Source organism: Chitinophaga vietnamensis (genome assembly GCF_902167635.1).
GTDB classification, from domain to species: Bacteria; Bacteroidota; Bacteroidia; order Chitinophagales; family Chitinophagaceae; genus Chitinophaga; species Chitinophaga vietnamensis.
The window spans coordinates 1-25113 of the sequence record NZ_CABHMS010000013.1; the positions used below are offsets into that span (position 1 = coordinate 1).

21 protein-coding genes are annotated in these 25113 nt (G+C 52.0%); 10 read left to right on the forward strand and 11 right to left on the reverse strand.

Annotated features, from left to right (window positions below; genetic code table 11):
- Positions 1-108 precede the first annotated feature (108 nt).
- The 4 genes from FPG75_RS25795 to FPG75_RS25810 are packed head-to-tail and all read left to right on the forward strand — an operon-like array spanning position 109 to position 4733.
- Positions 109-2031: a heavy metal translocating P-type ATPase gene (locus FPG75_RS25795; RefSeq protein WP_144695909.1), complete on the forward strand. Its 1923-nt coding sequence runs from the start codon at positions 109-111 to the stop codon at positions 2029-2031.
- A gap of 57 nt (positions 2032-2088) precedes the next feature.
- Positions 2089-3717 (forward strand): PQQ-binding-like beta-propeller repeat protein, encoded by a 1629-nt coding sequence (locus tag FPG75_RS25800; RefSeq protein ID WP_143310936.1) that lies wholly within the window; start codon positions 2089-2091, stop codon positions 3715-3717.
- 50 nt (positions 3718-3767) lie between these two features.
- Positions 3768-4025, forward strand: coding sequence for a GDCCVxC domain-containing (seleno)protein (locus tag FPG75_RS25805; RefSeq protein ID WP_143310937.1), 258 nt, complete (start codon positions 3768-3770; stop codon positions 4023-4025).
- Between the two features lie 21 nt (positions 4026-4046).
- A complete protein-coding gene (locus FPG75_RS25810; protein ID WP_143310938.1) occupies positions 4047-4733 on the forward strand; it encodes a VIT1/CCC1 transporter family protein in 687 nt (228 codons plus the stop codon).
- Here the strand turns inward: FPG75_RS25810 and nfi are convergent.
- Genes nfi through FPG75_RS25825 form a run of 3 tightly spaced genes read right to left on the reverse strand, consistent with a single transcriptional unit; the run spans position 4717 to position 7316 of the window.
- Positions 4717-5421, reverse strand: coding sequence for a deoxyribonuclease V (gene nfi, locus FPG75_RS25815; protein WP_143310939.1), 705 nt, complete (start codon positions 5419-5421; stop codon positions 4717-4719). The genes FPG75_RS25810 and nfi overlap by 17 nt on opposite strands.
- Positions 5422-5439: 18 nt before the next feature.
- Positions 5440-6639: a DUF763 domain-containing protein gene (locus FPG75_RS25820; protein ID WP_143310940.1), complete on the reverse strand. Its 1200-nt coding sequence runs from the start codon at positions 6637-6639 to the stop codon at positions 5440-5442.
- A gap of 11 nt (positions 6640-6650) precedes the next feature.
- A complete protein-coding gene (locus FPG75_RS25825) occupies positions 6651-7316 on the reverse strand; it encodes an MgtC/SapB family protein (RefSeq protein ID WP_143310941.1) in 666 nt (221 codons plus the stop codon).
- 222 nt (positions 7317-7538) lie between these two features.
- Between FPG75_RS25825 and FPG75_RS25830 the strand changes: the two genes are divergently transcribed.
- Both FPG75_RS25830 and FPG75_RS25835 read left to right on the forward strand, forming a co-directional pair.
- Positions 7539-7784: a hypothetical protein gene (locus tag FPG75_RS25830; RefSeq protein ID WP_143310942.1), complete on the forward strand. Its 246-nt coding sequence runs from the start codon at positions 7539-7541 to the stop codon at positions 7782-7784.
- A 146-nt stretch (positions 7785-7930) separates the two neighbouring features.
- On the forward strand, positions 7931-9709 hold the full coding sequence (locus FPG75_RS25835) for an ABC transporter ATP-binding protein (RefSeq protein WP_143310943.1): 1779 nt from the start codon (positions 7931-7933) through the stop codon (positions 9707-9709).
- Between the two features lie 172 nt (positions 9710-9881).
- Here FPG75_RS25835 and FPG75_RS25840 read toward each other — a convergent pair whose 3' ends face one another.
- Both FPG75_RS25840 and FPG75_RS25845 read right to left on the reverse strand, forming a co-directional pair.
- Complete coding sequence (locus tag FPG75_RS25840) at positions 9882-10352, reverse strand: acyl-CoA thioesterase (RefSeq protein WP_143310944.1); 471 nt, start codon at positions 10350-10352, stop codon at positions 9882-9884.
- A 33-nt stretch (positions 10353-10385) separates the two neighbouring features.
- A complete protein-coding gene (locus tag FPG75_RS25845) occupies positions 10386-12878 on the reverse strand; it encodes an outer membrane beta-barrel family protein (protein WP_161596924.1) in 2493 nt (830 codons plus the stop codon).
- Positions 12879-13235: 357 nt separating this feature from the next.
- Here FPG75_RS25845 and FPG75_RS25850 point away from each other — a divergent pair, with 357 nt between their 5' ends.
- The 3 genes from FPG75_RS25850 to FPG75_RS25860 all read left to right on the forward strand — a co-directional run bounded on the left by FPG75_RS25850 (position 13236) and on the right by FPG75_RS25860 (position 17156).
- Positions 13236-13997, forward strand: a complete 762-nt coding sequence (locus FPG75_RS25850) for a DUF695 domain-containing protein (RefSeq protein ID WP_143310946.1) — start codon at positions 13236-13238, stop codon at positions 13995-13997.
- A gap of 144 nt (positions 13998-14141) precedes the next feature.
- Complete coding sequence (locus FPG75_RS25855) at positions 14142-16049, forward strand: BamA/TamA family outer membrane protein (RefSeq protein WP_143310947.1); 1908 nt, start codon at positions 14142-14144, stop codon at positions 16047-16049.
- A 33-nt stretch (positions 16050-16082) separates the two neighbouring features.
- Positions 16083-17156: an NAD(P)H-dependent flavin oxidoreductase gene (locus tag FPG75_RS25860; RefSeq protein ID WP_143310948.1), complete on the forward strand. Its 1074-nt coding sequence runs from the start codon at positions 16083-16085 to the stop codon at positions 17154-17156.
- A gap of 386 nt (positions 17157-17542) precedes the next feature.
- Here the strand turns inward: FPG75_RS25860 and FPG75_RS25865 are convergent, their stop codons facing one another.
- The 6 genes from FPG75_RS25865 to FPG75_RS25890 form a co-directional block, all read right to left on the reverse strand.
- Entirely contained in the window at positions 17543-18094 is a 552-nt protein-coding gene (locus tag FPG75_RS25865; RefSeq protein WP_143310949.1) for a putative glycolipid-binding domain-containing protein, read from the reverse strand.
- Between the two features lies 1 nt (position 18095).
- Entirely contained in the window at positions 18096-20390 is a 2295-nt protein-coding gene (locus tag FPG75_RS25870; protein ID WP_236652903.1) for an FdhF/YdeP family oxidoreductase, read from the reverse strand.
- 6 nt (positions 20391-20396) lie between these two features.
- Positions 20397-21230, reverse strand: a complete 834-nt coding sequence (gene fdhD, locus FPG75_RS25875) for a formate dehydrogenase accessory sulfurtransferase FdhD (RefSeq protein ID WP_143310951.1) — start codon at positions 21228-21230, stop codon at positions 20397-20399.
- A 24-nt stretch (positions 21231-21254) separates the two neighbouring features.
- A complete protein-coding gene (locus FPG75_RS25880) occupies positions 21255-22265 on the reverse strand; it encodes an NADP-dependent oxidoreductase (RefSeq protein WP_143310952.1) in 1011 nt (336 codons plus the stop codon).
- A gap of 82 nt (positions 22266-22347) precedes the next feature.
- Positions 22348-23109 (reverse strand): ABC transporter permease, encoded by a 762-nt coding sequence (locus FPG75_RS25885; protein ID WP_143310953.1) that lies wholly within the window; start codon positions 23107-23109, stop codon positions 22348-22350.
- Between the two features lie 14 nt (positions 23110-23123).
- Positions 23124-23894, reverse strand: a complete 771-nt coding sequence (locus FPG75_RS25890; protein ID WP_201748018.1) for an ABC transporter ATP-binding protein — start codon at positions 23892-23894, stop codon at positions 23124-23126.
- 156 nt (positions 23895-24050) lie between these two features.
- Here FPG75_RS25890 and ypfJ point away from each other — a divergent pair, with 156 nt between their 5' ends.
- The gene (gene ypfJ, locus FPG75_RS25895) at positions 24051-24917 is read left to right on the forward strand and encodes a KPN_02809 family neutral zinc metallopeptidase (protein WP_143310954.1); all 867 of its coding nucleotides are present in this window, start codon (positions 24051-24053) and stop codon (positions 24915-24917) included.
- The last annotated feature ends 196 nt before the right edge of the window (positions 24918-25113 follow it).

Here is a 25113-nt window from a genome sequence, read left to right on the forward strand (position 1 = left end):
GGGATGGGGGCCCGAGCCCGGGGCATCAAATGGGGGCATACATCGCCCGGGGAGCGAAACCCCAACGACGATATAATTTTTTTATCTGTTAAATCTCAATCAATCGATATGATCGCTCAAACAGTTATTGAAACCGGTCACGAAGGCCATGATCACGATCATGGAGCCACCGCATGGTGGAAAAGCGCCGCCTTCATTGCCTGCATCGTAAGTCTGGTGTTGTTGCTCACTGGTATTGTATTGGATAATCAATGGCCGGCATTCACTGGCGTTAAAAGGCTGCTGCTCTATCTGGTGGCCTATTTGCCGGTAGCCTTGCCTGTGATGGTGAATGCAGGAAGGACGGTGATGAAAGGAGATGTGTTCAGTGAATTTTTGTTGATGACCATCGCCACGGTGGGCGCATTTTATATTGGCCAATATCCGGAAGGGGTGGCCGTGATGCTCTTTTACGCCATCGGGGAAGTGTTCCAGGCGGCAGCTGTGAACAGGGCCAAATCGAATATCAAAGGATTGCTGGATCAACGCCCTGATGAGGTAAGTATACTGGAAGGCGGACAAGTATCCCGCCGCAAAGCCGCCACAGTAGCCGTGGGCAGCATTATTCAGCTCAAGCCTGGTGAAAAGCTCGCACTGGATGGCAAGCTGTTGTCCGACAGCGCATCTTTCAATACGGCCGCCCTGACCGGCGAAAGCAAACCTGATGTAAAACGCAAAGGCGAGGAGGTGCTGGCCGGCATGATCAACCTCAATACACTGGCAGATGTGGAGGTGAGCACGCCTTATGCCGATAGCAAATTGTCGAAGATACTGGACCTCGTGCAGAACGCCACCGCGCAGAAAGCGCCTACAGAGCTGTTCATCCGCCGCTTTGCGCGTATCTATACGCCTGTGATGGTGGCATTGGCGGCGGCCATTTGTTTGCTGCCCTACTTTTTTGTGGCGCAATATGATTTCAATGAATGGCTGTACCGCGCGCTCATCTTCCTGGTGATATCCTGTCCCTGCGCATTGGTGATATCCATACCCCTGGGCTATTTCGGCGGTATTGGCGCCGCCAGCCGCAATGGTATCCTGTTCAAAGGCAGCAACTACCTCGATGTGATGGCAGCCGTAAAAAATATCGTGATGGATAAAACGGGCACGCTTACACGCGGCGTGTTCAAAGTGCAGGAAGTGGTGATGCAGCCTGGTTTTGATGCTGCTACGGTATTGCCTATGGTAGATGCGCTGGAAAGGAAATCTACCCACCCCGTGGCTACTGCTATTCATGAATACCTGGGAAACCAGCTGCTGCTGCCGGAGGTGACGGAAGTAGAAGAGATACCGGGGCATGGCCTCAAAGGAAAGGTGAATGGTAAAACCTTGCTGGCAGGTAATTTCCGGCTGATGGAGCAATTTAGTGTAGCCGTTGACGTGAGGACTGACGAAATTGTGCTCACGGTAGTGGCTATTGCGATCGACGGACAGTTTGCCGGATGGATCACCATTGCAGATGAGTTGAAAGAAGACGCTGAACAGGCGGTGAAATCTTTACAGGCGCTGAACGTACATACCGTCATGTTGTCGGGAGATAAAAGCAGCGTAGTGAAATACGTTGCCAGCCGCCTTGGCGTAGATGAAGCCTTCGGCGATCTGCTGCCGGAAGATAAAGTGAACCGGGTGAAAGAGATCCGCGCCAAACGCGGCAGTGTGGCCTTTGTGGGCGATGGCGTCAATGATGCGCCGGTGATCGCGCTGAGCGATGCCGGTATCGCCATGGGAGGCCTGGGCAGCGATGCCGCCATCGAAACGGCGGATATCGTGATCCAGAACGATCAACCCTCCCGCATCCCCGTCGCCATCCGTATCGGTAAAATGACCAAACGCATCGTATGGCAGAACATCACGCTGGCCTTTGTAGTGAAAGGTGTTGTGCTGATCCTCGGCGCGGGCGGACTGGCCACCATGTGGGAGGCCGTATTTGCAGATGTAGGCGTGGCGCTGCTCGCCATCCTCAATGCTGTAAGGATACAAAGAATGCGTTTCTAGATTTCTTCTTCATACATAATTAATTTCATATATTTGAAATTAATAATTAGTAGGAAGATGAAATATTTTAAATGGACGGTCGTCTGCGCGCTCGCCCTGTTTCCCGCAGCAGTGGCCAGCGCGCAGGTGCCGGTGGTACAGGTAAGCAACGCTTTTGAAGAACCAGGCGACGGCTGGGACAAGGTAATGCAACTACAAAATGGTAACACGCTTTACCTGCACTTCTCCAAAAAAGAAGGCGTGCAGGTGAGCGTATACAATGCCAAAAGGGAACTAACGGTAATGGATACACTCCATCCGCAGCAATGGAACCCAGCAGATATCGAATCCACGGAGATAGACGGTATCTATGAGATAAACGGCCAGCCGGTACTGTTCCTGCAACAACTGGTGAAGAACTGCCCCGTCATGTACCGCCTGGTGCTGGATCCGCAAACAGGCCGCATTTTGCAGGAAAAGCAACTCGGCGAACTGCCCACCGTTCAGCATCGCAGTGTATTCGTACAGGACAATCTCGCCACGCACGACTGCTACGTGGAAAAGGACGCCCACAGCGATTATTACGCGGTAGCCTTCTTTGCCGGCGCAGAGATACAGCGGAACGACAGCATCCGCGAAAGAGTGAAAGTGCTCCATTTCTCCCCGGATCATCAACTCATCAACACTGGTTATTATTACTTCAACGATACTTCGTATAGCTATTTCAGTTATATCCATATGGCCGTGCAGGGCAAGGAGAAAGTGTACCTGAGCGCCACCGGCTTCAATACGAAACGCAAGGGAAATGAGCCCTGGTCGAAGGTGATCATGAGCGTGCTCTCACCGGATTCTTCCACCTTTGATCATCACGTGCTCGACTATACGGCCAATTTCGGAGAAGTGAGCGGGATGATACAGCTATCGCCCGCCTCGCAGCAAGTGGCCATGCTGCTCCAGGCGCCATCGCAGAAGAAAGAGAACGGCAGTGGTATTTTCCTGAATACCTTCCTGAGCAATGGAAAGCTCAGAAAACACCACCAGCTTAGCTTTCCGGAGCTGTCGAGAAATGTGCAGAACAACCTGGGCTGGAAAGAGGACTATAGCGGTACGCCGCAACGCTGGCTGCTCAATGACGATGGCAGCAGCACGCTGATGCTCGAAACGCTGACCCGCTTTAAACAAGGCAATTCGCAGGTCAATAAATTCCACACTTATATGGGCGATGCCGCCATCGCCTTGCTGGACTCCACCGGCCGGGAAAACACCACGGTGGCGGTTTCCAAGTACCAGGTGATCACCGGTCTGTGCGAGCCTTTCTTCCAGCACCGCCGCTCCAAAAGCGAATGGGTGTTCCGTAACAAGATCGCGGCATTGAACACCAATACCTATCTGTCCTATGATTATGTAGCCATTCCCAACGCTACCTTTGTGCTCTTCAACGACCACCTGCAATACCTGGAGAGCGGTGGTTCCGATAAAGTGAAGAAGCCGCTCAAATACGCTACAGACGCTAATTTCGTATGCTATCGTTTCTACAATAACAAAATGGAACGCCTCTATCTTTTCGGGATGCCTGAAGTGACAAAGGGCTATGCCTGCCTGCTCGGCGCCGCTGATTATGATGCACAAAAACGTATATACGCTACCGTAGTCATTACCCGTAAAGGCGACGACCGGAAAGCCAGCCTGGCATGGATACAATTTTAAGCGCCTGATACGGAAATAAGTAGTACGTTTGAAGCGATAAAAACATTGGTATGTCTGTTAACGACGTGCAACTGCAATCTGTGATCACCTGCCCGCATTGCGGCCACCAGCAAGAGGAAACCATGCCGGTGGGCGCCTGTGTTTATTTCTATGAGTGCGGGCATTGCCATGTACGCCTGCAACCCAAGACCGGAGATTGCTGTGTGTTTTGCAGCTATGGTTCGGTAAAATGTCCGCCCGTTCAGCAAGGCGAGGCGCCGACCTGTAAGCCGCTGGATAGCCCCATGGGCGGCTGCCCGCGTTGTTAATGATTATTAAAAACCCTTTTCATGCATCAAGAACAACACCTGCATGGTGGTTCCCAGTTTATTTCGGATGTGGTGATCGGTATGTCTGACGGCCTTACGGTGCCTTTCGCACTGGCAGCAGGCGTGAGCAGCGCCGTCACTAACAACAGCATCGTGATCACGGCAGGCGTGGCAGAGATCATCGCCGGCTGTATCTCTATGGGCCTTGGCGGCTACCTGGCGGGGAAAACGGCGATCGACTTCTACGCTTCGGAACTGAAGCGCGAATACCTTGAAGTGGAGCAGGTACCCGAGCAGGAGAAACAGGAGATCCGTAACATCTTTGCGGCCTATGGCCTGAGTGAAGGCGTGCAGCAGCAGATCGCTGATGAGCTGTCGCAGGATAAAGACAAATGGGTGGCCTTCATGATGCAATATGAACTAGGCCTGCAAGAGCCCGACCAGCGCCAGGCGGCGAAGAGCGGGCTTACCATCGGTCTCTCTTATGCCCTTGGAGGATTGATTCCTTTGCTGCCTTATTTCTGCACCAGCCTGCCGCTGGAAGGATTCAAATATTCTTCTGTGGTAACGCTGATATGTCTTTTTATTTTTGGTTATTACCGCAGCAAGATGACGGGGCAGCCACTGCTGAAAGGTGCGCTGAAAGTGATGTTCATTGGCGCTTTGGCGGCATCGGCAGCCTTCCTGGTGGCTAAGTGGCTGGGTTGATGGCCGTATAGCCTTCGGGCAGGAGGCCCAGCCGGAACTGATTCACCGCCTGATGCGCCAGCCTGGTAGGCTCGGGCAAACGGTGGCGGCGCACACATGGCAGGATGATATCCATGCTGGTAGCCACATCTGTACGGTGGCCCGGCGAGATGAATACCGGCTTCACTTTTTCTTTTGTCCGCAGCACATTACCGATCACGCCGCCCTGTTTGTCGAGGAGCGGCGAATACGCGCCCCTGGCGGGTCCTGGCTCTTCATATCTCCCGTATAATTTCTTCTTGGCACAACCGATCGTAGCATGATCGATCAGCGTACCGAAATGCGCCGCGATGCCCATCCGCCTCGGATGCGCAATGCCATGACCATCGAGCACCAGCACATCTGGTTTGAAAAGCAGTAGTTGCCAGGCATCCAGCAGGGCCGGCACTTCGCGGAAAGCGAGGTAGCCCGGCACATAGGGAAAGGTCACTTCTTTTTTAACAAGGCTGTAAGCTATGGGCTGCAAAGCCGGGAAAGTCAATACCACGATGCCTGCAAACACCGTAGTGCTGAATTTATTGAAGGAGATATCCGTGCCGGCGATGTAGCGGATCGGCGCAGTATAAGGCGCGATCACCGTTTGGTCGCGGAGAAGCTGCTGTATCTGCGTGGCTTCCGGAATGCTGAGGGTGTTGTAATCAGTATGAATAGGATGATGGTTTTAGGATCAGAATAATTCGAGTTGCTCGCCGCCCTTCGGTTTGGGCGCTTGGCCGAAAACCGTTCTGCCACCGTATTTCCAGGATTGTTGCCTTTCCTGTGCGATCACTTTATTGAAATTGGCGTTGGGCTCAAAATCTTTTTCTATCTGCTGTGATAAGGCCGACAGTTTTTTGATGGCTTCTTTTTTATCCGACTCGCCGATCTTCGCTTTATACAGCGCGTTTTTCAACGTAGAGATAGTTTCGTCGTAAACCCGCACTGGCACTGGAAAAGGGTGGCCGTCTTTTCCACCATGGGCAAAAGAAAAACGTGCCGGGTCTTCAAAGCGGGAGGGCGTGCCATGTATCACTTCGCTCACCAGGGTGAGGGATTGCAGGGTGCGGGGGCCAACGCCTTCCAGCATCAGCAATGCTTCAAAATCCTGCGGACGGGTATCGTGGGCCAGTGCCAGCACGCTGCCCAGCCGTTTCAGGTTCACATTTTGTTCCCGCACTTCGTGGTGCGAAGGCATCACCAAATTGCGTATTTCCGGCAGCAGGTGTGCGGGCTTTTCTTTGATCAGCGACAGGATACCGGTTTTGGTGCTATCCGCCTGGAGATCGGTGAGATTGAGTATCTGGCCCTGGTTGTGGCCATAGATGAAGGTATGCGGCGATTCGGTGAACGACTGGAACGCTGAAGAATGCCAGTGGTAGCGCCGCGCCATGCCATTGTGATCGTTCATGCCTTGTTGTACTACGGCCCATTCGCCTTCATCGGAGAGGATGAAGGAGTGGAGATAGAGCTGGTAGCCATCCTGGATAGCGGTGTTATCTACCTTGGCGGTAAGTTTGCTGGCATGTACCAGCTGATCGCCGGGCAGGCCGGTTTTATTGGCGATGACGATGAGTTCGTCCGGTGTTTGTTTGCTGTAGCGGCCTTTGCCGCCGCAGATGTAGATGCCCAGTTCAGCCGCCCGCGGGTTGAGCGCTTTTTTAAGTGCGCCCATTACGCTAGTGGTGATGCCGGAAGAGTGCCAATCCATGCCCAGCACGCATCCCAGCGCCTGAAACCAGCATGGGTCGCTGAGGCGCCGCAGGAATTCGCCCTTGCCATAATCCATGATCACGGCTTCGGTGATAGCGCCTCCCAACAGGCTCATACGCCTGGCAAGCCAGGGCGGCACATGGCCATAATGCAGCGGAAGATCAGCGTGGGAGGGCATCTTGCTAAAAATTATGATGGATTGGATTGTATCTGATAACGGTTAATATCTGCGCGTTGTAGCAAAAATTCGTCTAATTGTTTCATTTTGTTGCGATGGCCGTGCACGGCGTAATTCACTTCGCATACGCCATTCTCTTTTGCCACCAGCAGGCGCTTGTGTTTCAGGCCAAGGCTGCGAATGGTGTCTTCCATCTGGTGATGTGGAAATTTATCTTCATTAAAATAGATGACGTAAAAGCGTTTGTCGTTCACCTTCGCCACCCATTTTTCGATATATACCATTGCGATCAATACCAGCAAAGCCCCTGCCAGCGAAAATCCTACGAGCCAGTACTGGCTCATGCCGATGGCCATGCCCAGTGCAGCGGCTATCCAGATGGTGGCGGCGGTGGTGATCCCGTCGATGGCGAAATCGCCTTTAAAGATCACGCCGGCGCCGATGAAGCCCACACCGGTAAGGATGTTGGAGGCCACGCGGTCGGGACTGCCAGGATTGCCCAATTGAGCGGAGAGAATAGTGAAAACGGCGCTGCTCACACAGATGAGCGTCATGGTGCGCATGCCCGCCGCTTTGCGTTTATACTCGCGCTCCAGGCCCAGCGCGCTGCCTACGGCCACCGCGATCAGGATCTTCAGCAGCTGGTCTTCGGTAACAATATCGATAATATGTTTCATCAGCAGGAAAATAAACTTCTTACAAATGTAAGGGTTGGCATAATTCTTTCGTAGGGGAATTGTAATGTATCATCGCAAAACCTTTATCACCGAATATCCCATGACAAGACTAATTATTTACAAATGCTGTGTGGCGCTGTGTTTGGCCGGTATTATCAGCCTGTTCCTGTTTTCCTGCACCTGACCCCGAAGTGCATTTTCTCACCGTTTAAATTCAGTTGCATGAAAGTATCACATTTGCTGATGACTGGCGGCATCGCCTTAACCCTGCTCGCATCCTGCGGATCGGGCAACAAGCCACGTACTGATTCGGCCTCGAATGCCACTACCGACACTGCCAGTATGATGCCGCCTGACACTGCGCCAGCTGCGCAACAGCCGCCGGGCGCCATTAACCCGGGAGAAGATTCTGCCCGCTACGGTACCGGCGCGCAGGACTCTTCGAAGCACCGAAAAGGACACAAATGACAATTACGAATTACGAATTAAGAATTACGGCCCATCGCGTATCACTACGTTGTGGGCCGTAATTCTTAATTCGTAATTCGTAATTATAACAATATATTTGTTTATCATTCGTCCTCCTGTATAAGTGTAATCAACATCGGTATTAAATGCAACAAAACGACATCAGCAACCCGACGCAGAAGCCAGCGTTGAAATGGGCTTCCCTCAAAAAAACATTCCGCCTGTTCCGTTATGTAAAACCATATTGGGCCGAATTTGGAGTTGGCCTCCTTTTTTTGTTGATCTCCAGTCTGGCCGGACTGGCCTTCCCCAAGCTGTTAGGACAGCTCGTGGATGTTAAAAGCCAAACGATCCTGTACAAGGGAATGAACCTGGCAGGCCTGCTGCTGGTATGCGTACTCGTGGCGCAGGCCGTTTTCTCTTTTTTCCGTATCATCCTGTTTGTGAACGTTACCGAAAAAACCCTGGCCACCTTAAGGCAAACGATTTACAGCCATCTCATCAAGCTGCCCATGAAGTTTTTCCTGGAACGCAGGGTGGGAGAGCTGAGTAGCCGTATCTCCTCCGATATCTCCCTGTTACAGGAAACATTTACCACTACGCTCGCAGAGTTTATCCGCCAGATGGTGATCATCATTGGCGGTACCACCATCCTGCTGCTCACTTCCTGGCAGCTGACCGCCTTTATGCTGGCCATTCTGCCGCTGATGATGATCGTAGCGGTGGTATTCGGAAAATTCATCCGCCGTTTCTCCAAGCAGGTGCAGGAGCAGATCGCGGCGGCCAACACGGTAGTAGAAGAAACCCTGCAAGGGATCTTGAATGTAAAGGCTTTTGCCAATGAGTTCTTCGAGATAGCGCGCTACCGTCAACGCACCAACGAAGCGGCGCGCATCGGTATGAAGGGTGGCCGGTACCGCGGCGCCTTTTCATCTTTCATTATCCTCGGTATCTTCGGGGCGCTCGTAGCCGTGATCTGGCGCGGCGTTTCCATGGGCATGCCCACTTCGCAGCTGCTATCTTTCGTATTGTATTCTGTATTTATCGGCGGCTCTATCGCCGGCCTGGCAGAAGTATATACCAATCTGCAAAAGAGCATCGGCGCCACCGAACACCTGCTCGATATCCTCGATGAACCGGAAGAGCCGATCACAGAGATCAGCAGCATCGCCCCGGAAAACCAGCTGCACGGGCAGATCAGTTTCAAAGGCGTATCTTTCCATTACCCTTCGCGCCCGGATCTCACCATCATGAAAGATGTGAGCTTCGACGTATATCCTGATCAGAAAGTAGCACTGGTAGGGCCCAGCGGCGCCGGAAAGAGCACCATCGTATCCCTGTTGCTTCGTTTATACAATCCCGTTAGTGGCCACATCTTTTTCGATAACAAGGAAAGCCAGAGCATTCCCTTAACAGCGCTGCGTTCGCAGATGGCGGTAGTGCCGCAGGATGTATTCCTCTTTGGGGGCACCATCCGCGAGAACATCGCCTATGGCAAGCCTGACGCCACCGACGCCGAGCTGGAATCCGCTGCCAGACAAGCTAACGCCTGGGAGTTCATCCAGCGCTTCCCGAATGGCCTCAACACTATCGTAGGGGAAAGAGGTATCCAGCTGTCGGGCGGGCAACGGCAGCGCATCGCCATCGCACGCGCCGTATTGAAGAACCCCCGCATCCTCATCCTCGATGAGGCCACCTCCGCCCTCGATTCCGAATCCGAAAAACTCGTACAAGACGCGCTGGATAAACTCATGGAAGGCCGTACCTCCATCGTGATCGCCCACCGCCTCTCCACCGTTCGCGAAGCCGACAAGATCATCGTGCTCGACAAAGGCCACATCGTAGAAGAAGGCACCCACGGCCAACTGATAGGCATGGACAACGGTTTGTACAAGATGCTCAGCGAAATGCAGTTCTCCAGCTAGCGGCGTGCGGAGTTGTCTTTGCTCAGGATTATTTTGATTGAAAGGATTATAAGATTTTTACAGATTAAAAGGATTCGCGAAGATCATTTCGAGTTGATCTTCGCGAATCCTTTTTAATCTGTAAAAATCTTATAATCTTTCAATCAAAATACCTGAGCAAAGACAACCTCCGCTAATGAGGTTTCATCTCCTCGTCAATATCCTTTCTCAGATCCATGAGCTTTTTGGCGTAGCTTTCCAGGTTGATTTCATTTGCGGTGTGTGGCACCCATTTGGGGACGGGAACAGTTTTGCCGTTATCATCTACGGCGGCAAACACCATTACGCAGTGGGTGGTCTTGGTTTTCTGCTGCTGGCGCGGGTTACCGGCGAATACATCTATGGAGATATGCATGGAAGTATTGCCCGTATAAATGATACTGGCATTGATCTCTACCAGGTCGCCGATGGCGATGGGCTTGAAAAAACGAATGCCGCCCACATAAACGGTGACGGCATATTGTCCGCTCCAGTTAGCGGCACAGGTGTATCCTGCCTGGTCTATCCATTTCATCACCGAGCCCCCGTGTACCTTTCCGCCGAAATTTACATCTGAGGGCTCTGCGAGAAATCTTAATGTGATCGTGTGGTAAATAGAATCCATGTCCGTTATTAGTTACGGACCTCAAATTACGAATTAATAGTTATCTCCTCCTCCCATATCGCCATTGCCTTCCTGCTTGTTGGATTTACGCTTGAAGAGGTGCGTGTCCATTTTACCGAAACGCCATACTGCATTGAGACGCAGCTCACGTGTAAGCCGCTTGCGGTAATTTTCCTGTTCGGAAAATGCCGTGTTGGTATAGCTCAGGTTACGATCAGTGTTAAAGATATCGTTGATGCCAAGAGAAATAGACAAGGCCTTGTTTTTGAGAAAATCTTTCTTCACCGCCGCATCTGCCGACCAGGTAGGCTCCCTTTCGCCTTGTGGCAATATCTGTTTTGATTCATATTCCGCGGCTACCTGTAAAGTGAGGTTCCACGGCAGTTTGGTGTTGCTGTTGAGCTTACCGAACCAGATAAAGCCCTGGTTGGAAAGGTTGCTGTTCTGCTGCGTGGCGTTGATCTTTGTTTGTGCAAAGTTAAGGTTGGTGGTCACATCCCATATTTTGGTGAGCTGGCTCCTGACGGTTATTTCCGCGCCATAAGAGTTACGCGTGCTCGCGTTGATGGGGTACGACAGCAACACGCGCTGCTGCTGGCCATTCAGCTGTAATACCGTATCTACATAGAAATCTGTGATCGCATTTTCTGTATTGCGGTAGTATAAAGACACGAGCAGGTTATGCTTGTGCGCAAAATCTTTGAGGTAGGAGAGCTCGAAAGAGTTGGTGAATTCGGGCTTCAGCTCCGGGTTACCGCGGCTGGCGCTTTGTCCGCTGTAATCGATGGTTGGCAGCAGATCGCGGAACCAGGGCCGGCGGATACGGCGGCTGTAGTTGAGCTGTAATTCATGATCGCCCTTGAATTTCTGCGAGAGGAAGATGCTCGGGAAAAGGCTGATCGGATAATTCACTTTATAGGAATCTTTCGTGCCCAGGCGCGTTTCGCCGTTATAGAAAGATTGTTCCGCGCGCAGGCCTACCTGGTAGCCGAAATCGTTGACCGCGCCGGTATAACTGGCGTAGGCAGCATTGATCATCTCCTGGTAATGGTAGTTGTTGGACAGTGCCGTATCGAGATTGTATTTGCCAGTGGGATAATCAAGACCATACGTATTCATTTTATTATTGAAGGAGCGGGAGTTGGTGCGCAGACCCATCTCGATCTTTGACTTTTCTGTGAGCGGGTTTACGTAGTCTACCTGGCCGGTGAGATACGTCGTAGTGCCGTCACCGTTACCATACCTTTTCTCCGGTTGTTTCGGGCTGTAGAGCGGCGCTCCTTTCAGGTCGTAGTACTGGAGGGAGTAGTCGGTGCTGTTATCGCCGGTGGCGTAGTTATAGGTGAAGTCGGCCGTCAGCTCATGGCCTTCTTTTGCGAAGTTATGTTTGTACCCCAGCTGTGTGGTGTAGTTACGGAAGCCGTTTTTCGTATTGTCGATCCCGGTGCCGTAGCGGACTTTCTGGCGGTTGATATCAAGTTCGTTCAGCGTTTGATCGTTGTACTTGTTAAAGTTGCCGCCAGTGAGGTTTTCGGAGATGGTGAGCGTATTGCGGTTATCGATGAACCAGTCGAACCCGATGCGGCCAGTCTGGAAGCGGCGGTAGAAATCCCCGTCCTGCAACTGTTCCAGGTAGGTGGTGGTATCGGCGCCGATATTTTTGCGGAACAGGCGGCTGGTCATGGGCGATACGCGGTTCCTGAAATTATAGTTGACGAAGAAATTGAATTTCTCCTGGCGCAGGTTGAAGTCGATGCCGCCATTGCTGCTGCCCAGTGAGGAACCGCCGGCGCTGATCAGTCCATTGATACCGGCCTTCTTGTTTTTCTTGAGCACGATGTTGAGGATGCCGCTCATCCCTTCTGCGTCATATTTCGCGGAAGGGTTGGTGACTACTTCGATCTTGTCGATAGCGTCGGCAGGGATCTGGTCCAGTGTGAGGGTGGTGGGGCGTCCGTCAACGAAAATGGTAGGCGTGCCATTGCGCACTGATACATTACCATCAATATCTACATTCACGGAGGGCACCTGTTTCAGCACGTCGGTGGCGGTGCCGCCGATGCTGGCGAGATTTTTATCTACGTTGAAAACACGTTTGTCGATGGCCATGGTGTAGGCTGGTTTTTCGCCCACTACATTTACGGCCGCCAGTGATTTCACATTGGGTTTGAGTTTGATATTGCCGGCATCCACGTTAGCGGATTTGCCAGAGAGGGTAGCAGCTTTGAAGATGGTTTCGTAGCCGATGAAATTTATTTTAAGCAGGTACTTGCCGAGCGCGATATTTTCGAAGCTGAAGTCGCCATTGGGTTTTGATAACATACCCGTGGCCACGGAAGAATCAGGCCTGAGCAGCGCTACGGAAGCGTATTCTATGGGTTTGCCTGTTTGCGCGTCAATCAGTTTGCCATAAAGAGAGCCGGTGTTACCAGCTGCGGCTTTGCCATTGCCGCCGGGTTGTTGGGCAAATAGTGAACATTGAAATAATAGCAACCATCCTGTAAACAACAATACAATTTTTCTCATAATTACATTTACTAGCATCCAACAAAATAGAATCGTAAAATTAGCGTGAAAGGTTGGAGAAAATCTGTTTTTTTAGGATGAAAGGCAGTACAGAAGCGGCTGCTGTGAGGCGGCTATACTTCAGAATTGCGCAGGATCCTTTGCAGTAGCCTGTTTGCGCGGACGCCTGCTAAAATGCAGATAGTGTTAATTAGTGTTAACGCGGTAGCGGAGTGTTTCGTTCTCAGGAATTTATCTCCCTTCCCTTACGTTAATTTTTGTGGATAAAAAAGTGCAGATCACAAGTTTATCTTTTCAATGGTAACGGAGAGCAACGTATCTTTACAGCCCGCTGTTGCGTTATTTTAATTTTTTTATATGCATAAGGATTACCGACCGGACTGGGATATTTACACGTGTCATATTGAAGAAAGTCCAGCAGTAATAGGCCTTGACCTTGATCTGAGACGATTTGCACCATTGAAGGAAAAGCCGAATGCCATATATGTAACCGTATATCTGAATAATCCACGCGAAGATGGATTTCCACACAATGATGAGTTTGCCATCATGGGAGAGATTGAAGATAGTTTGGTAGAGCAGCTACAAACCAGGCTGGATGCACATTTCGTGGGCCGCACTTTTTCCAATGGCGTACGTGATTTTTATTTTTATACCGGCTCTACACTACTGCACGATAAATTCATTGCCGACGCAATGATCAATTTCCCGGACTACCGTTACGATTATGGCGTAAAGGAAGACAATAACTGGGAACTGTATTTCGATTACCTCTTCCCTGATGTATACGAATTTCAACGTATCCAGAACAGGAAAGTGCTGCGCATGTTACGCCAACATGGCGATGTATCAGAAATAGAGCGACCGATCGAACACTGGATCCACTTTAAAACTGTTGAAGATAAAAACCTTTACTGGGAACATCTTCAACAAAATGGCTTTACCCTTGTACAGGATGTAGCGGTGGAAGATAATCCCGAGTTTCCCGTGAAGCTCTGCGTGTCGCGCCCTGATAAAGCCACCGAAGCCACCATCGATAAAGTAGTGATGAGCCTCTGGGAGCTTGCCCAGCAAGTGAATGCCGAATACGATGGCTGGGAAACCAGCATCATGAAATAAACTTTTTAAGGTCTTCGGTCCGTCGATTTATAAGGTTGTATTATAAATCAACGGACCGAAGATTTTTTTTGCCGTGAAAGTAGCATATTTGTAAAATAGCCGTCAATCGGTTTTTTTCTTTATACTTGTTACCCACGGCTAAATTTGGACAAACTGCTGAAAATATGGTTAACTATAACTGTTCTGTGCGGGTCGCTCTGCCTGCCAGTTGTTGTGTACGCCCAGCAGCCAGCCTCCACGGATACCCTGCCTATTCCCAAGCCACGGCATAACTTCCTGCAAAGACTTGGCGAATACCGCGACTCACTACGTAATAAAAGCTACCGCGATTCTTTTATCCGCCGCATCACGCGGCAGGATATACCGGAACCACACGACGAAAACGATAGTACCCTCATCAAGAGTGAGGAGTACTTCACACCCTTCACCGGTAAAGTGATCCGGAACGTATACTACCGCAAAGTAAAAGTGTTCGGCCCCAGCAACATCAATGATACCGCCTTCACCACCTCCATGAAGCTGATACACCTGGCCAACCGCCTGCACTATGATTCGCGGGAATGGGTGATCCGGCAATCGCTCTTCTTCCGGGAAGATCAGCGCCTCGATCCTTACGTGCTGGCCGACAACGAGCGTTATCTCCGTAACCGCCCCTTCATACAGGATGCCCGTATCCATGTGCTCAAAGGCGATCCTATTTCCGACTCTGTAGATGTGGAAGTGGTAACCAAAGATGTATTTGAATACGGCGGCGACCTCACACAATTCAGCGCCAAGGATATTGAGGCCAAGGTGTATAACAATAATTTACTGGGCGCCGGTCAGGGCCTGCAGATGGGCTTCTCCTGGCGTAGCGACTATTCGCCCACCTGGAACTCGGAAGTGAAGTACTCCAAATACAATATCGCGGGCTCTTTCGTGGATATGAATGTAGGTTACACCACGCTCAACAACTATGCACCACTGGATACAAATGTATATGAAGGCTCTTACTACATTTCCTTTAACCGGCCACTGTACCGCAATTCTGCGAAACTGGTAGGCGGCCTTACACTGGCTAACAGCTATTCCATCAATATCCGTGGCCGGCTTGATACCGTATACCGCGATTACCGATATGTAGTGGTAGATGCCTGGGCAGGTTATAACTTCATCAACAATTATGATCACTATGGCCGGTCCGGCAAAAAGCCCAATGTGGCGCTGCTGGCACGCACCTACAATCTCTCGTTCCAACGGAAGCCCGACCAGATCGAATATAAAAATGATCCTATCTACAATAATCATCGCTATTATATTGCACAGCTGGAAGCTTACCGGGTAGATTATTTCAAGGCGCACTATTTTTTCGGGTTCGGGAGAACGGAAGATATTCCGCTGGGCTACAATGTGGCGGTATCTTCAGGATGGGAGACCTGGAAAGACAGCCGCAAGCGGCTTTATACCGCCATGGAGATGCAGAAGTTCTGGCTCACGCGGCGGCAGGGCCTCTTCAATACGACGATCGAGATGGGTAGTTTCTGGCAGAACAATAAAACAGAAGATGCCGTCATGCATGGCCGCCTGGAATATTACAGTCGCCTCATCACCTTCCGGAAATCGCGTTTTCGCCAGTTCCTCAACATCGATTATCTCAACAATCCCAATCCTTTCTTTTACAAGCCGCTTAACATTAACATGGAAGCAGGCATCTGGGGCTACCGCAATGTATTGCTCAATGGCTACCAGCGTTTGAACATGGGCTCCGAAACCGTGTACTATAGCTCGCTCAAGCTGCTGGGCTTTAAATTTAATTTCTTCACCGCCCTGCAGGCCAGCATGATCACCGCTAAACGTGATGACCTGCTGCAAAATCCCATCTATCTTGGTATTGGTGGCGGCTGCCGGGTACGTAATGAAAACCTATCGCTGAATACTTTAAAATTCTCCGCTTATTATTATCCCAATGCGCCGGACCCGATGAAGAAGCTCATGGTGGAAATCACTACCATCGTGGATTTCCGCTTTGATGTGTCCGCACTGCGTGCGCCTTCCTTCATTATTTTCCGCTGATAAATCCTTACATTACATAAAAATCAACGGAACATGCAATGGCAGAATAACCTTACCCGCTTGCTGGGTATCACCTATCCCGTGATACAGGCGCCGATGTTAGGCATCACCACGCCCGCTATGGTGGCCGCTATCAGCAATAGCGGCGGACTGGGTTCCCTGCCGGTAGGCAATATTGCACCAGCTACCGTACGTGAATTGATCCGTGATGTAAGGCAACGCACGCAGCAGCCTTTTGCAGTAAATGTATTTACTTATGAGCTGCCGCCAGCGCCGGATGCAGGCATCTACAACAATATGCAGGCTTTCCTGCGGGCGCTTTACAGCAGCGTGGACCTGCCCGCACAGGAGAGCAGCCTTTCCGGTTTGCCGCTATACAGTTATCATGATATCATCCCCATATTGATCGCGGAAGAAATAAAGATTGTAAGTTTCACTTTCGGCTTGCCGGATGCGGCCACCATCACCCTGATGAAACAGGCAGGTATGATACTCATCGGCACAGCCACCAGCCTGGAAGAGGCCCTGGTGCTGCAAGACGCCGGCGTGGATGCATTAGTGGCGCAGGGCATAGAAGCGGGTGGGCACCGCGGTAGTTTTCTCGGCACAGCGCTGCCGCAGGTAAGTACGATGACGCTAATATCCGAGATGAAAGGCCGTATCTCCCTTCCCGTTATAGCCGCTGGCGGTATCATCGGTGGCGAAGGCATCGCGGCAGCATTGGCGCTGGGAGCTTCGGGTGTACAGCCCGGCAGCGCTTTCCTCCGTTGCCCCGAAAGCTCGGCAGGAGAGGCGCACAAGGCATTGATCGGCAATATAACGGACACGGATACACGCCTTACACGGGCTTTTTCAGGCCGCTGGGCGAGGGGCGTGCCCAACACCCTGATCCGTGAGGTAGAAGCGTCCGGGCTTGCATTGCCTCCTTATCCTTACCAGGATGCGTTGACGCAACCCGCGCGTAAAGTGTCGAGGGAAAAGAACAATCCCGGTTTTGTTCCGCTATGGGCCGGACAAGCGGCCGGCAAAGCCAAAGCGCTGCCGGCAGCAGATATTTTTAAGGAGATGATCACAACGGCAGCGCAGCTGATATCATCGTTGCAATAAGTTTGATGGAGTTTCGCCCCGTAGGGGCGTAATGATTGTTGATCGAATACGTTGCTACCAATATGCCGCCCCTACGGGGCGTAACATAGTTGATCGAATACATTGCTACCAATATACCGCCCCTACGGGGCGTAACATAGTTGATCGAATACATTGCTACCAATATGCCGCCCCTACGGGGCGTAACATAGTTGATCGAATACATTGCTACCAATATGCCGCCCCTACGGGGCGTAACATAGTTGATCGAATACATTGCTACTACCAATATATCGCCCCTATGGGGCGGCATATGATACCAATCATTACGCCCCGTAGGGGCGATATATTGGCAGCAGAATGCGATGTCGCCTCACATCGCCCCGTAGGGGCGATATATTGGTAGATTAATACCGCCGCTGCAACAAACCAGGATAATCTTTCATAATACCATATTCGTCAAAAGTCAGGTCGGCGGTGAAAGGCGTGGTAACGTTGTCGTACCGCCAGGTATCAGCGCGGAGGCGCGTATAGCGCTGCTGTGTTTTCTGCAACTCAAATTCCGGCAGCAGGATATAGATCACATCTATCATCGCCTCGCCGTCGTTGGGCAGCGCTTGCAGGCGTTGCACCGGCAAGGTGTTGGTGAAAGGCGTGAGCGAGATATCAATGTCTATGCATCCGTCGAATGCAGCGATGTAGTTGTTATCTTTATCAAACCAGTGTCCGCCGAGATCGGAGGTGAGCTTTAGCTCCCGTGCGGCGGGGCCGCTGGAGCGGATCAGGAAAGAAGACGTATGCCAGTTGGGGGCAATCTCCACTTCATAATGAATAGAAAAAGGTTGATCCCTTATCACGCCGGTGATATCGCCGGTCGCTAATTTCGTATGTCCGTTCTCGTTAAGGGTAAAGAACTCTGTGGCGGTCCAGCGGACGGCCTGCCAAACTACAGGTTTCATATTATCGCTTTATGTTCGATGGTTTAATCCGGATGATCACCGATTTGGAAGTGGGCGTATTGCTTTTGTCGGCCGTGCTGGTGGCGGGCACCAGCACATTCGTTTCCGGGAAATAGGTGGCGGTGCAACGCCGTGGAATGCTGAATGCCACGATGATGAAGCCATAGGCCACGCGCTCCGTTTGTCCGTGATCGTTATAGAGGTCTACAATGTCGCCGGCCCGGAAGCCGCCGGCAGCAATATCATCCGGGTGCATGAATATCACGCGCCTTTCATGATAAACGCCGCGGTAGCGGTCGTCCAGTCCGTAAATGGTGGTATTGAACTGGTCATGACTGCGGATGGTCATCATCAGGTATTCTTCCGGGGCCAGGGAGATGTGTTGCACCTCGGCCACATTGAAGAGGGCCTTTCCCGTACTGGTATTGAATTGCCCTTGCCGTGCGCCATTGGGCAGATAAAAACCGCCCGGATGGCGTACCCTGGTATTGTACTGATCAAAGCCCGGGATCACTTTTTCGATATCGTTACGGATATGATCATAGTGTTGCTGGTAGAGATCCCAGGGGGTGCCGGAATCCTTTCCCAGCAATGCTTTGGCCAGTTCGCAAACGATGGCGGGCTCGCTCTTCAGCTGATCGGAGACAGGGTCGAGTACGCCTTTCGACATTTGTATCACGCCCATAGAGTTTTCGCAGGTCACGAACTGCTGCCCGCCCTGCTGGATGTCTTTGTCGCTGCGGCCCAGGCAAGGCAGTATGATCGCCTCTTTGCCGTGTACGATATGGCTGCGGTTCAGTTTCGTAGATACGTGCACGGTAAGGTCGCAATTGCGTAATGCCTGTGCGGTGTACAGCGTATCGGGTGTGGCGGAGAGGAAGTTGCCGCCCATGCCGATGAACACTTTGGCACCGCCGCGGTGCATGGCATGGATGGCATGCACTACGTCATAGCCATGCTGGCGGGGCGGGTTAAAATGATACACTGCCTGTAATTGATTGAGCAGCGCTTCGGAAGGTTGTTCATAGATGCCCATGGTACGGTCGCCTTGCACATTGCTATGGCCGCGAACGGGGCAGGTGCCGGCGCCGGGCTTGCCGATGCTGCCTTTCAGCAGCAACAGGTTCACCACTTCCTTGATCGTATCTACGGCATTTTTGTGTTGGGTAAGCCCCATGGCCCAACAGGCGATGATCCTGGTTTTATGCATCAGCGCTGCTGCGGCAGTACGGATATGATCCAGCGGAATGCCGCATTGGTCGGCCAGTTCCGCGAGTTGGTATTGTTGCAGGTGATCGATATAAGCCTGAAAGCCTTGTGTGTTAGCCTCAATGAAGGCCCGATCGAACACGGCGCCGGGATGTTTATTCTCTTCTTCCAATAACAGCAATGCGATGGCTTTGAGCAACGCCATATCACCGTTGATCCTTACTTGCAGGAAGATATCTGTGAGCGGTGTGTTGATATGCAGCATACCTTTCAGCGTCTGCGGATTGAGGAATCCCAGCAAACCTGTTTCCGGCAAGGGGTTTACGGCGATGATGGTAGCGCCGTTCGCCTTGGCCTTTTGCAGGGCTGTGAGCATGCGCGGGTGGTTGGTGCCCGGGTTCTGGCCGAGGATGATGATCACTTCTGCCTCATGAATATCATCCAGGGTAACAGAGCCTTTGCCGATGCCCAGCGATTCGCCGAGGGCTACGCCGCTGGATTCGTGGCACATGTTGGAACAATCGGGCAGGTTGTTGGTGCCATACTGCCGTACCATCAGCTGATAGAGGAAAGCCGCTTCATTGCTGGTGCGACCGGAAGTGTAGAAGATGGCCTGATCGGGAGAAGGGAGCTGTTGCAAATGTGTTGCGATCTTCTGATAGGCATCTTCCCAGGAGATAGGCGCGTAGTGCGTGGCGCCGGGCGCCAGGTACACGGGTTGCGCAATGCGTCCTTTTTTGCCGATCTCATAATCTGTCAGTTCACCAAGTTCTTCTATGCTGTTGGCGGCGAAGAAATCAACCGTGAGCTTTTTGGTGGTGGCTTCTTCTGCAACGGCTTTGGCGCCGTTCTCGCAGTATTCGGCGATGTGGGAGCGCTCGTCATCCGGGTCGGGCCAGGCGCATCCGGGACAGTCGAAGCCGTCTTTCTGGTTCAGTTTGAGCAATGCCTGCATGCCCCTGAAGGCATTCATTTCTTCGAGGATGTGCTTCATGCTCGAAATCACAGCGGGGATGCCCGCCGCGGTGGTCTTGGGTTTGCTGAGCCGGAGGCCGGTGAACTTCACAGGATTTTCTTCCAGGTGCATGGTCATCTATTTACAGGTGATTCTTTCTGCGCCGGTGTAGATATTAAATTTCTCTCCTCTTAAAAAGCCGATCAAAGTAATATTCCACGCTGCCGCCATTTTTATTGCCAGGCTGGAAGGCGCGCCCACAGCGGCGATGAGCGGTATGTTAGCCATGGCCGCCTTTTGTATTAATTCGAAGCCTGCGCGCCCGCTGAGCAAGAGCAGGCAGGAAGATAAGGGCAGGAGCGGTGCTTGCAGGGCCGCGCCGATGATCTTGTCTACCGCGTTGTGCCGGCCGATATCTTCCCGCAACAGTTGTAAACGGCCAGCAGCATCGAAGAGGGCGGCGGCATGCAAGCCGCCGGTAGTATTGAATACTGCCTGTTCCTGCTGCAAAGCGGCAGGTAAACGGCAAATAATATCGGCGCTGGTCAATGCAACAGCTGCGGCGCTACTAACGTTAACGCCTGTATGAATAGCAGCGAGATCTGTTTTACCGCAAACACCACAGGCGGCAGTCGCCGCAAAGCTGCGCCGGGCGGCGCCTAGCGCTGGTATCACATTTTCCTGCAATTGCACGGTAGCGATGCTCTGATCTTCATTATGTTGTGCGTGGATGCCTGTGATGCCGCTGTAACTGCTGATGATCCCTTCTGTAAAAAGAAAGCCGGCAGCCAGCTCTTCGTCATTACCGGGCGTACGCATGGTAATGGAAATAGACTGCTGCCGGCGGTTATGGGAAGGTCCGTAGACCAGCCTGATCTCCAGCGGTTCTTCTGTTGCTACCACATCTTCTACGTCTGTGATGGCGGCATGCTGCACCTTTTTAATACGGGTATGTACTACTGCATCGGTCATACATTAAAGATACAAAACAGGTCATTAAACTTTTACGATCATCTTGCCGCTGTTCCTGCCGGAAAATAGTCCCAGCAAGGCTTCTGGTAGATGGTCAAAACCTTCTTCCACCGTTTCGGTGTATTTGAGCTTGCCGGCTTTCACCCAGGCGAACAGCGCTTTGAAGCCTTCTTCAAAACGGGAGGCATAGTTGCCGATCACAAAGCCCTGCATCAATATGCTGCGGGTAACCAGTAAAGGCTGCGGCCGCGGACCGTTGGGCAGTTCGGTGGCATTATAAAGCGCGATCTGTCCACAGAGCGGTACACGCGCATGGAAGTTAAGGTTAAGCATCACGGCGTCTGATATCTCTCCGCCCACATTATCAAAATAAATGTCTACACCATTGGGGCAAGCCGCCGCCACAGCGGCTTTCATGTCTTTGTTGTTTTTATAGTCGATAGCGGCGTCGAAGCCGAATTGGTCGGTCAGCATCTTTACCTTGTCTGCGCCGCCGGCGATGCCTACTACCCGGCAGCCCTGCAATTTGGCGATCTGCCCTACTACAATGCCCACGGCGCCTGCAGCGCCGGAGATCACGACGGTTTCACCTGCCTTGGGCTTACCAATATCCATCAGTCCGAAATAAGCCGTGAGACCGGGCATGCCCAGCAGTCCGAGATAGTAGGTGAGGGGGATAGAGCTGTCTACTTTCCGGAGCTGTTCTGCCGGATAGACGATGGCGGTGGCCCAGGGCATCAGGGGCCTGGAAGTGGCCAGCATCACCATATCGCCGGCCTGGAAACGTTCGTCCTGGCTGCTGCTCACTTCCGCCACACAGCCGCTGGTGATGGGCATGCCCACTTCAAATGGCGGGATGTATGATTTGCCTTCATTCATACGGCCACGCATATACGGATCTACGGAAAAATAAACCGGCTTTACCAATACCTCGCCTGCCTGGGGCGCCGGCAGTTCTGTGTCTACGAATTTGAAGTTTGCGCTGGTAGGCAATCCTTTAGGTCTTGAGGCAAGTAATATCTGTTTGATCTTCATAAAACTGTAGTTAATGTAAGTGAATGTTCTGGTGTATCTGCAATATAGTCTCTTACAATAACCACAGCAATTATTCTTTTGTTCAGCTCACCACTTTTCGGTAGCAACGTACGGCCCAGCCGAAAACCAGCGCCAGTATAGGTATGAGCACGGCGTAGGCTTCCAGCACGATAGTAGTATCGGCCCTGCCCGACATGAGCGTACGTGCCGCTTCCACCGCATAATACACCGGGTTGAAATGAGCGGCCACCTGCAGCCAGTGAGGGGCCAGACTGATCGGCAACAGGAAACCTGCCAGCAGCATGATCGGCAGCGAAATGCCCTGCGCGATAGGCGCCAATGTATCTTCACTTTTGAAAATAAGCGCCAGCGCATAGGAGAAAGAAGAGAACAAAGCCGTGAGCATCGCCAGCAGCGGCAAGGTAGCCAGGAAGCCCGGCCACTGCACATCGAGGCCGAAGGGAATGGCCACCAGCGTGATGATCAGCGTTTGAACGAGCACGCTGGTCACATCGCGCAGCACGCTGCCCAGCAGGATGGCCAGGCGACTGGTAGGCGTAACACGGAAACGCTCGATCACGCCGGAACGTATTTCATCTACCAGTCCGAAGCCTACGAACAAGCCGCCGAAAACCGCCAGCACCACGATCATACCAGGTAAGAAGAAATTCAGCACATTGGTGCTGCCAAAAGCAGCCATGCCCGTGAAATGCTGCAGCAGCGGGGCAAACAGCGTAAGGTACATCAGCGGCACCCCCACGGTCATGAATATCACCGCAGGATTGCGCAGGGTTTCTTTTATCTTCCTGAAATAATATAATTGAAGAATTTGGAAGAAGGTCATAGCCGGAGGATTGATCAGTTAACAAGATGATTGAGCGATGCAGAGGTGTGTTGCAGAAATACGTCGTTGAGCGATGCCTGTCCTTTGCTGACGATCGTTTTCCGTTTCAGTTCCTGCGGAGCGCCTGTTACTACGATGCGGCCTGCGTCCATGATGGCGATGCGGTCGCACAAGGCATCTGCTTCATCCATATAGTGAGTGGTGAGGAAGATGGTGGTGCCCTGATCACGGAGGCGGCGTACTTCTTCCCAGAGGCGTTCCCTGTTTTGCGGATCGAGGCCGGTAGTGGGCTCGTCGAGGAACAGAATGGCGGGGTTGTGCATCATGCCCAGAGCGACATCGAGGCGGCGTTTTTGTCCGCCGGAATAAGTCGCTGGCTTGCGGTCGGCGATGTTGCCGAGGTCGAAAGTTTCGAGTAGCACTTTGGCGCGTGCGGCCGCTGCCAGCTTGGGCATGCCATGGAGGCGTCCTTGCAGGATGAGGTCTTCCCAGGCGGTAGCATCTTTATCGCTGCCACCGGCCTGACTTACATACCCGATACATTCGCGTATCTGTTGTTGCTGGCGGCGCAGGTCATAACCGGCGATCATGGCTTCGCCGCTATCAGGTTGGAGTAAGGTGGTGAGCATGCGCAGGGTAGTGGTTTTACCAGCGCCGTTAGGACCGAGGAAACCGAATATCTCGCCCTGGTGCACCTGCATATCTACGCCGCGAACGGCTTCCACGGCCTGTTTGCCGGTACGGTATGATTTTCTGAGATCGGCGGTACATAGTATATATTGCATGGGAGGATAGTTTTTTTACAAAACTATCTATGCACGCAAAGGATAGCAACCAATGATCGGTGACCAGGTAGGAAATCGTCGGTGAAAAGCGGGTAAATCGCCGGCAAAAATGTATTTTAGGGCCAGCAAATTAAATCACTAAACACTCCCACAACTATGCGTTTAGACGACGAACAAATGAGCGACAACGTCGAGAAGCGTTCCGGCGGCGGTATGCGTACAATCGGTATTGGTGGCGGTATCGGCGGCGTGATCGTCGTGATCGTACTGTCATTGATCACCAGGCAAAGCCCCCAGCAGGTGATGCAGGCCGTGCAACAGGCGCAGGGCCCGGGCGGCGGCACAGGCACTTCCGAGCAGCTGACTACCGCCAACAGCAGCGCCATCGAACAGTTTTCCGCCAAAGTACTGCACAGCACTGAAGATGTCTGGACCCAGCAATTCCAACAGCTGGGCCTCAACTACGAGAAACCCCACATGGTACTGTTCACGGATGCTACCACTTCCGGCTGCGGCGCCGCAGAATCAGCCATGGGACCATTCTATTGCCCCGCCGATGCTAAAGTATACCTCGATGTTTCTTTCTTCAATGAACTGGAACAGCGCTTCCGTGTGCAGGGCGATTTCGCCAAAGCATATGTGATCGCGCATGAGGTGGGCCATCACGTACAAAACCTGCTCGGCATCAGCCGCAAGGTGCAGGCCATGCGCAGCCGTATGAGCGAAACGGAATACAACAAACTCTCCGTGAAACTTGAGCTGCAAGCCGATTTCCTGGCAGGGCTCTGGGCCAATCATGCCGATAAAATGAAAAAGATATTGGAGTCCGGCGATATCCAGTCCGGCCTCAATGCCGCCAGCGCCGTTGGCGATGATAAACTCCAAAAGGCCGCCACCGGCCAGGTAGTGCCTGACGCCTTCACCCACGGCACCTCCGAGCAAAGAATGTTCTGGTTCAAAAAAGGCTACGACACCGGCGACCTCTCACAAGGCGATACCGGCATTGGCCTTGGGCAGAGGTAACGCGAAGGTTGTCTTGCTCAGGATTATACTGATTGAAAGGATTACCAGGATTTTTTCTTTCAGGATTAATAAAGATTAAAAAAAGACTCGCGGAGATCATATCGATTTGATCTCCGCGAGTCTTTTTTTAATCTTTATTAATCCTGAAAGAAAAAATCCTGGTAATCCTTTCAATCAGTATAATCCTGAGCAAGAC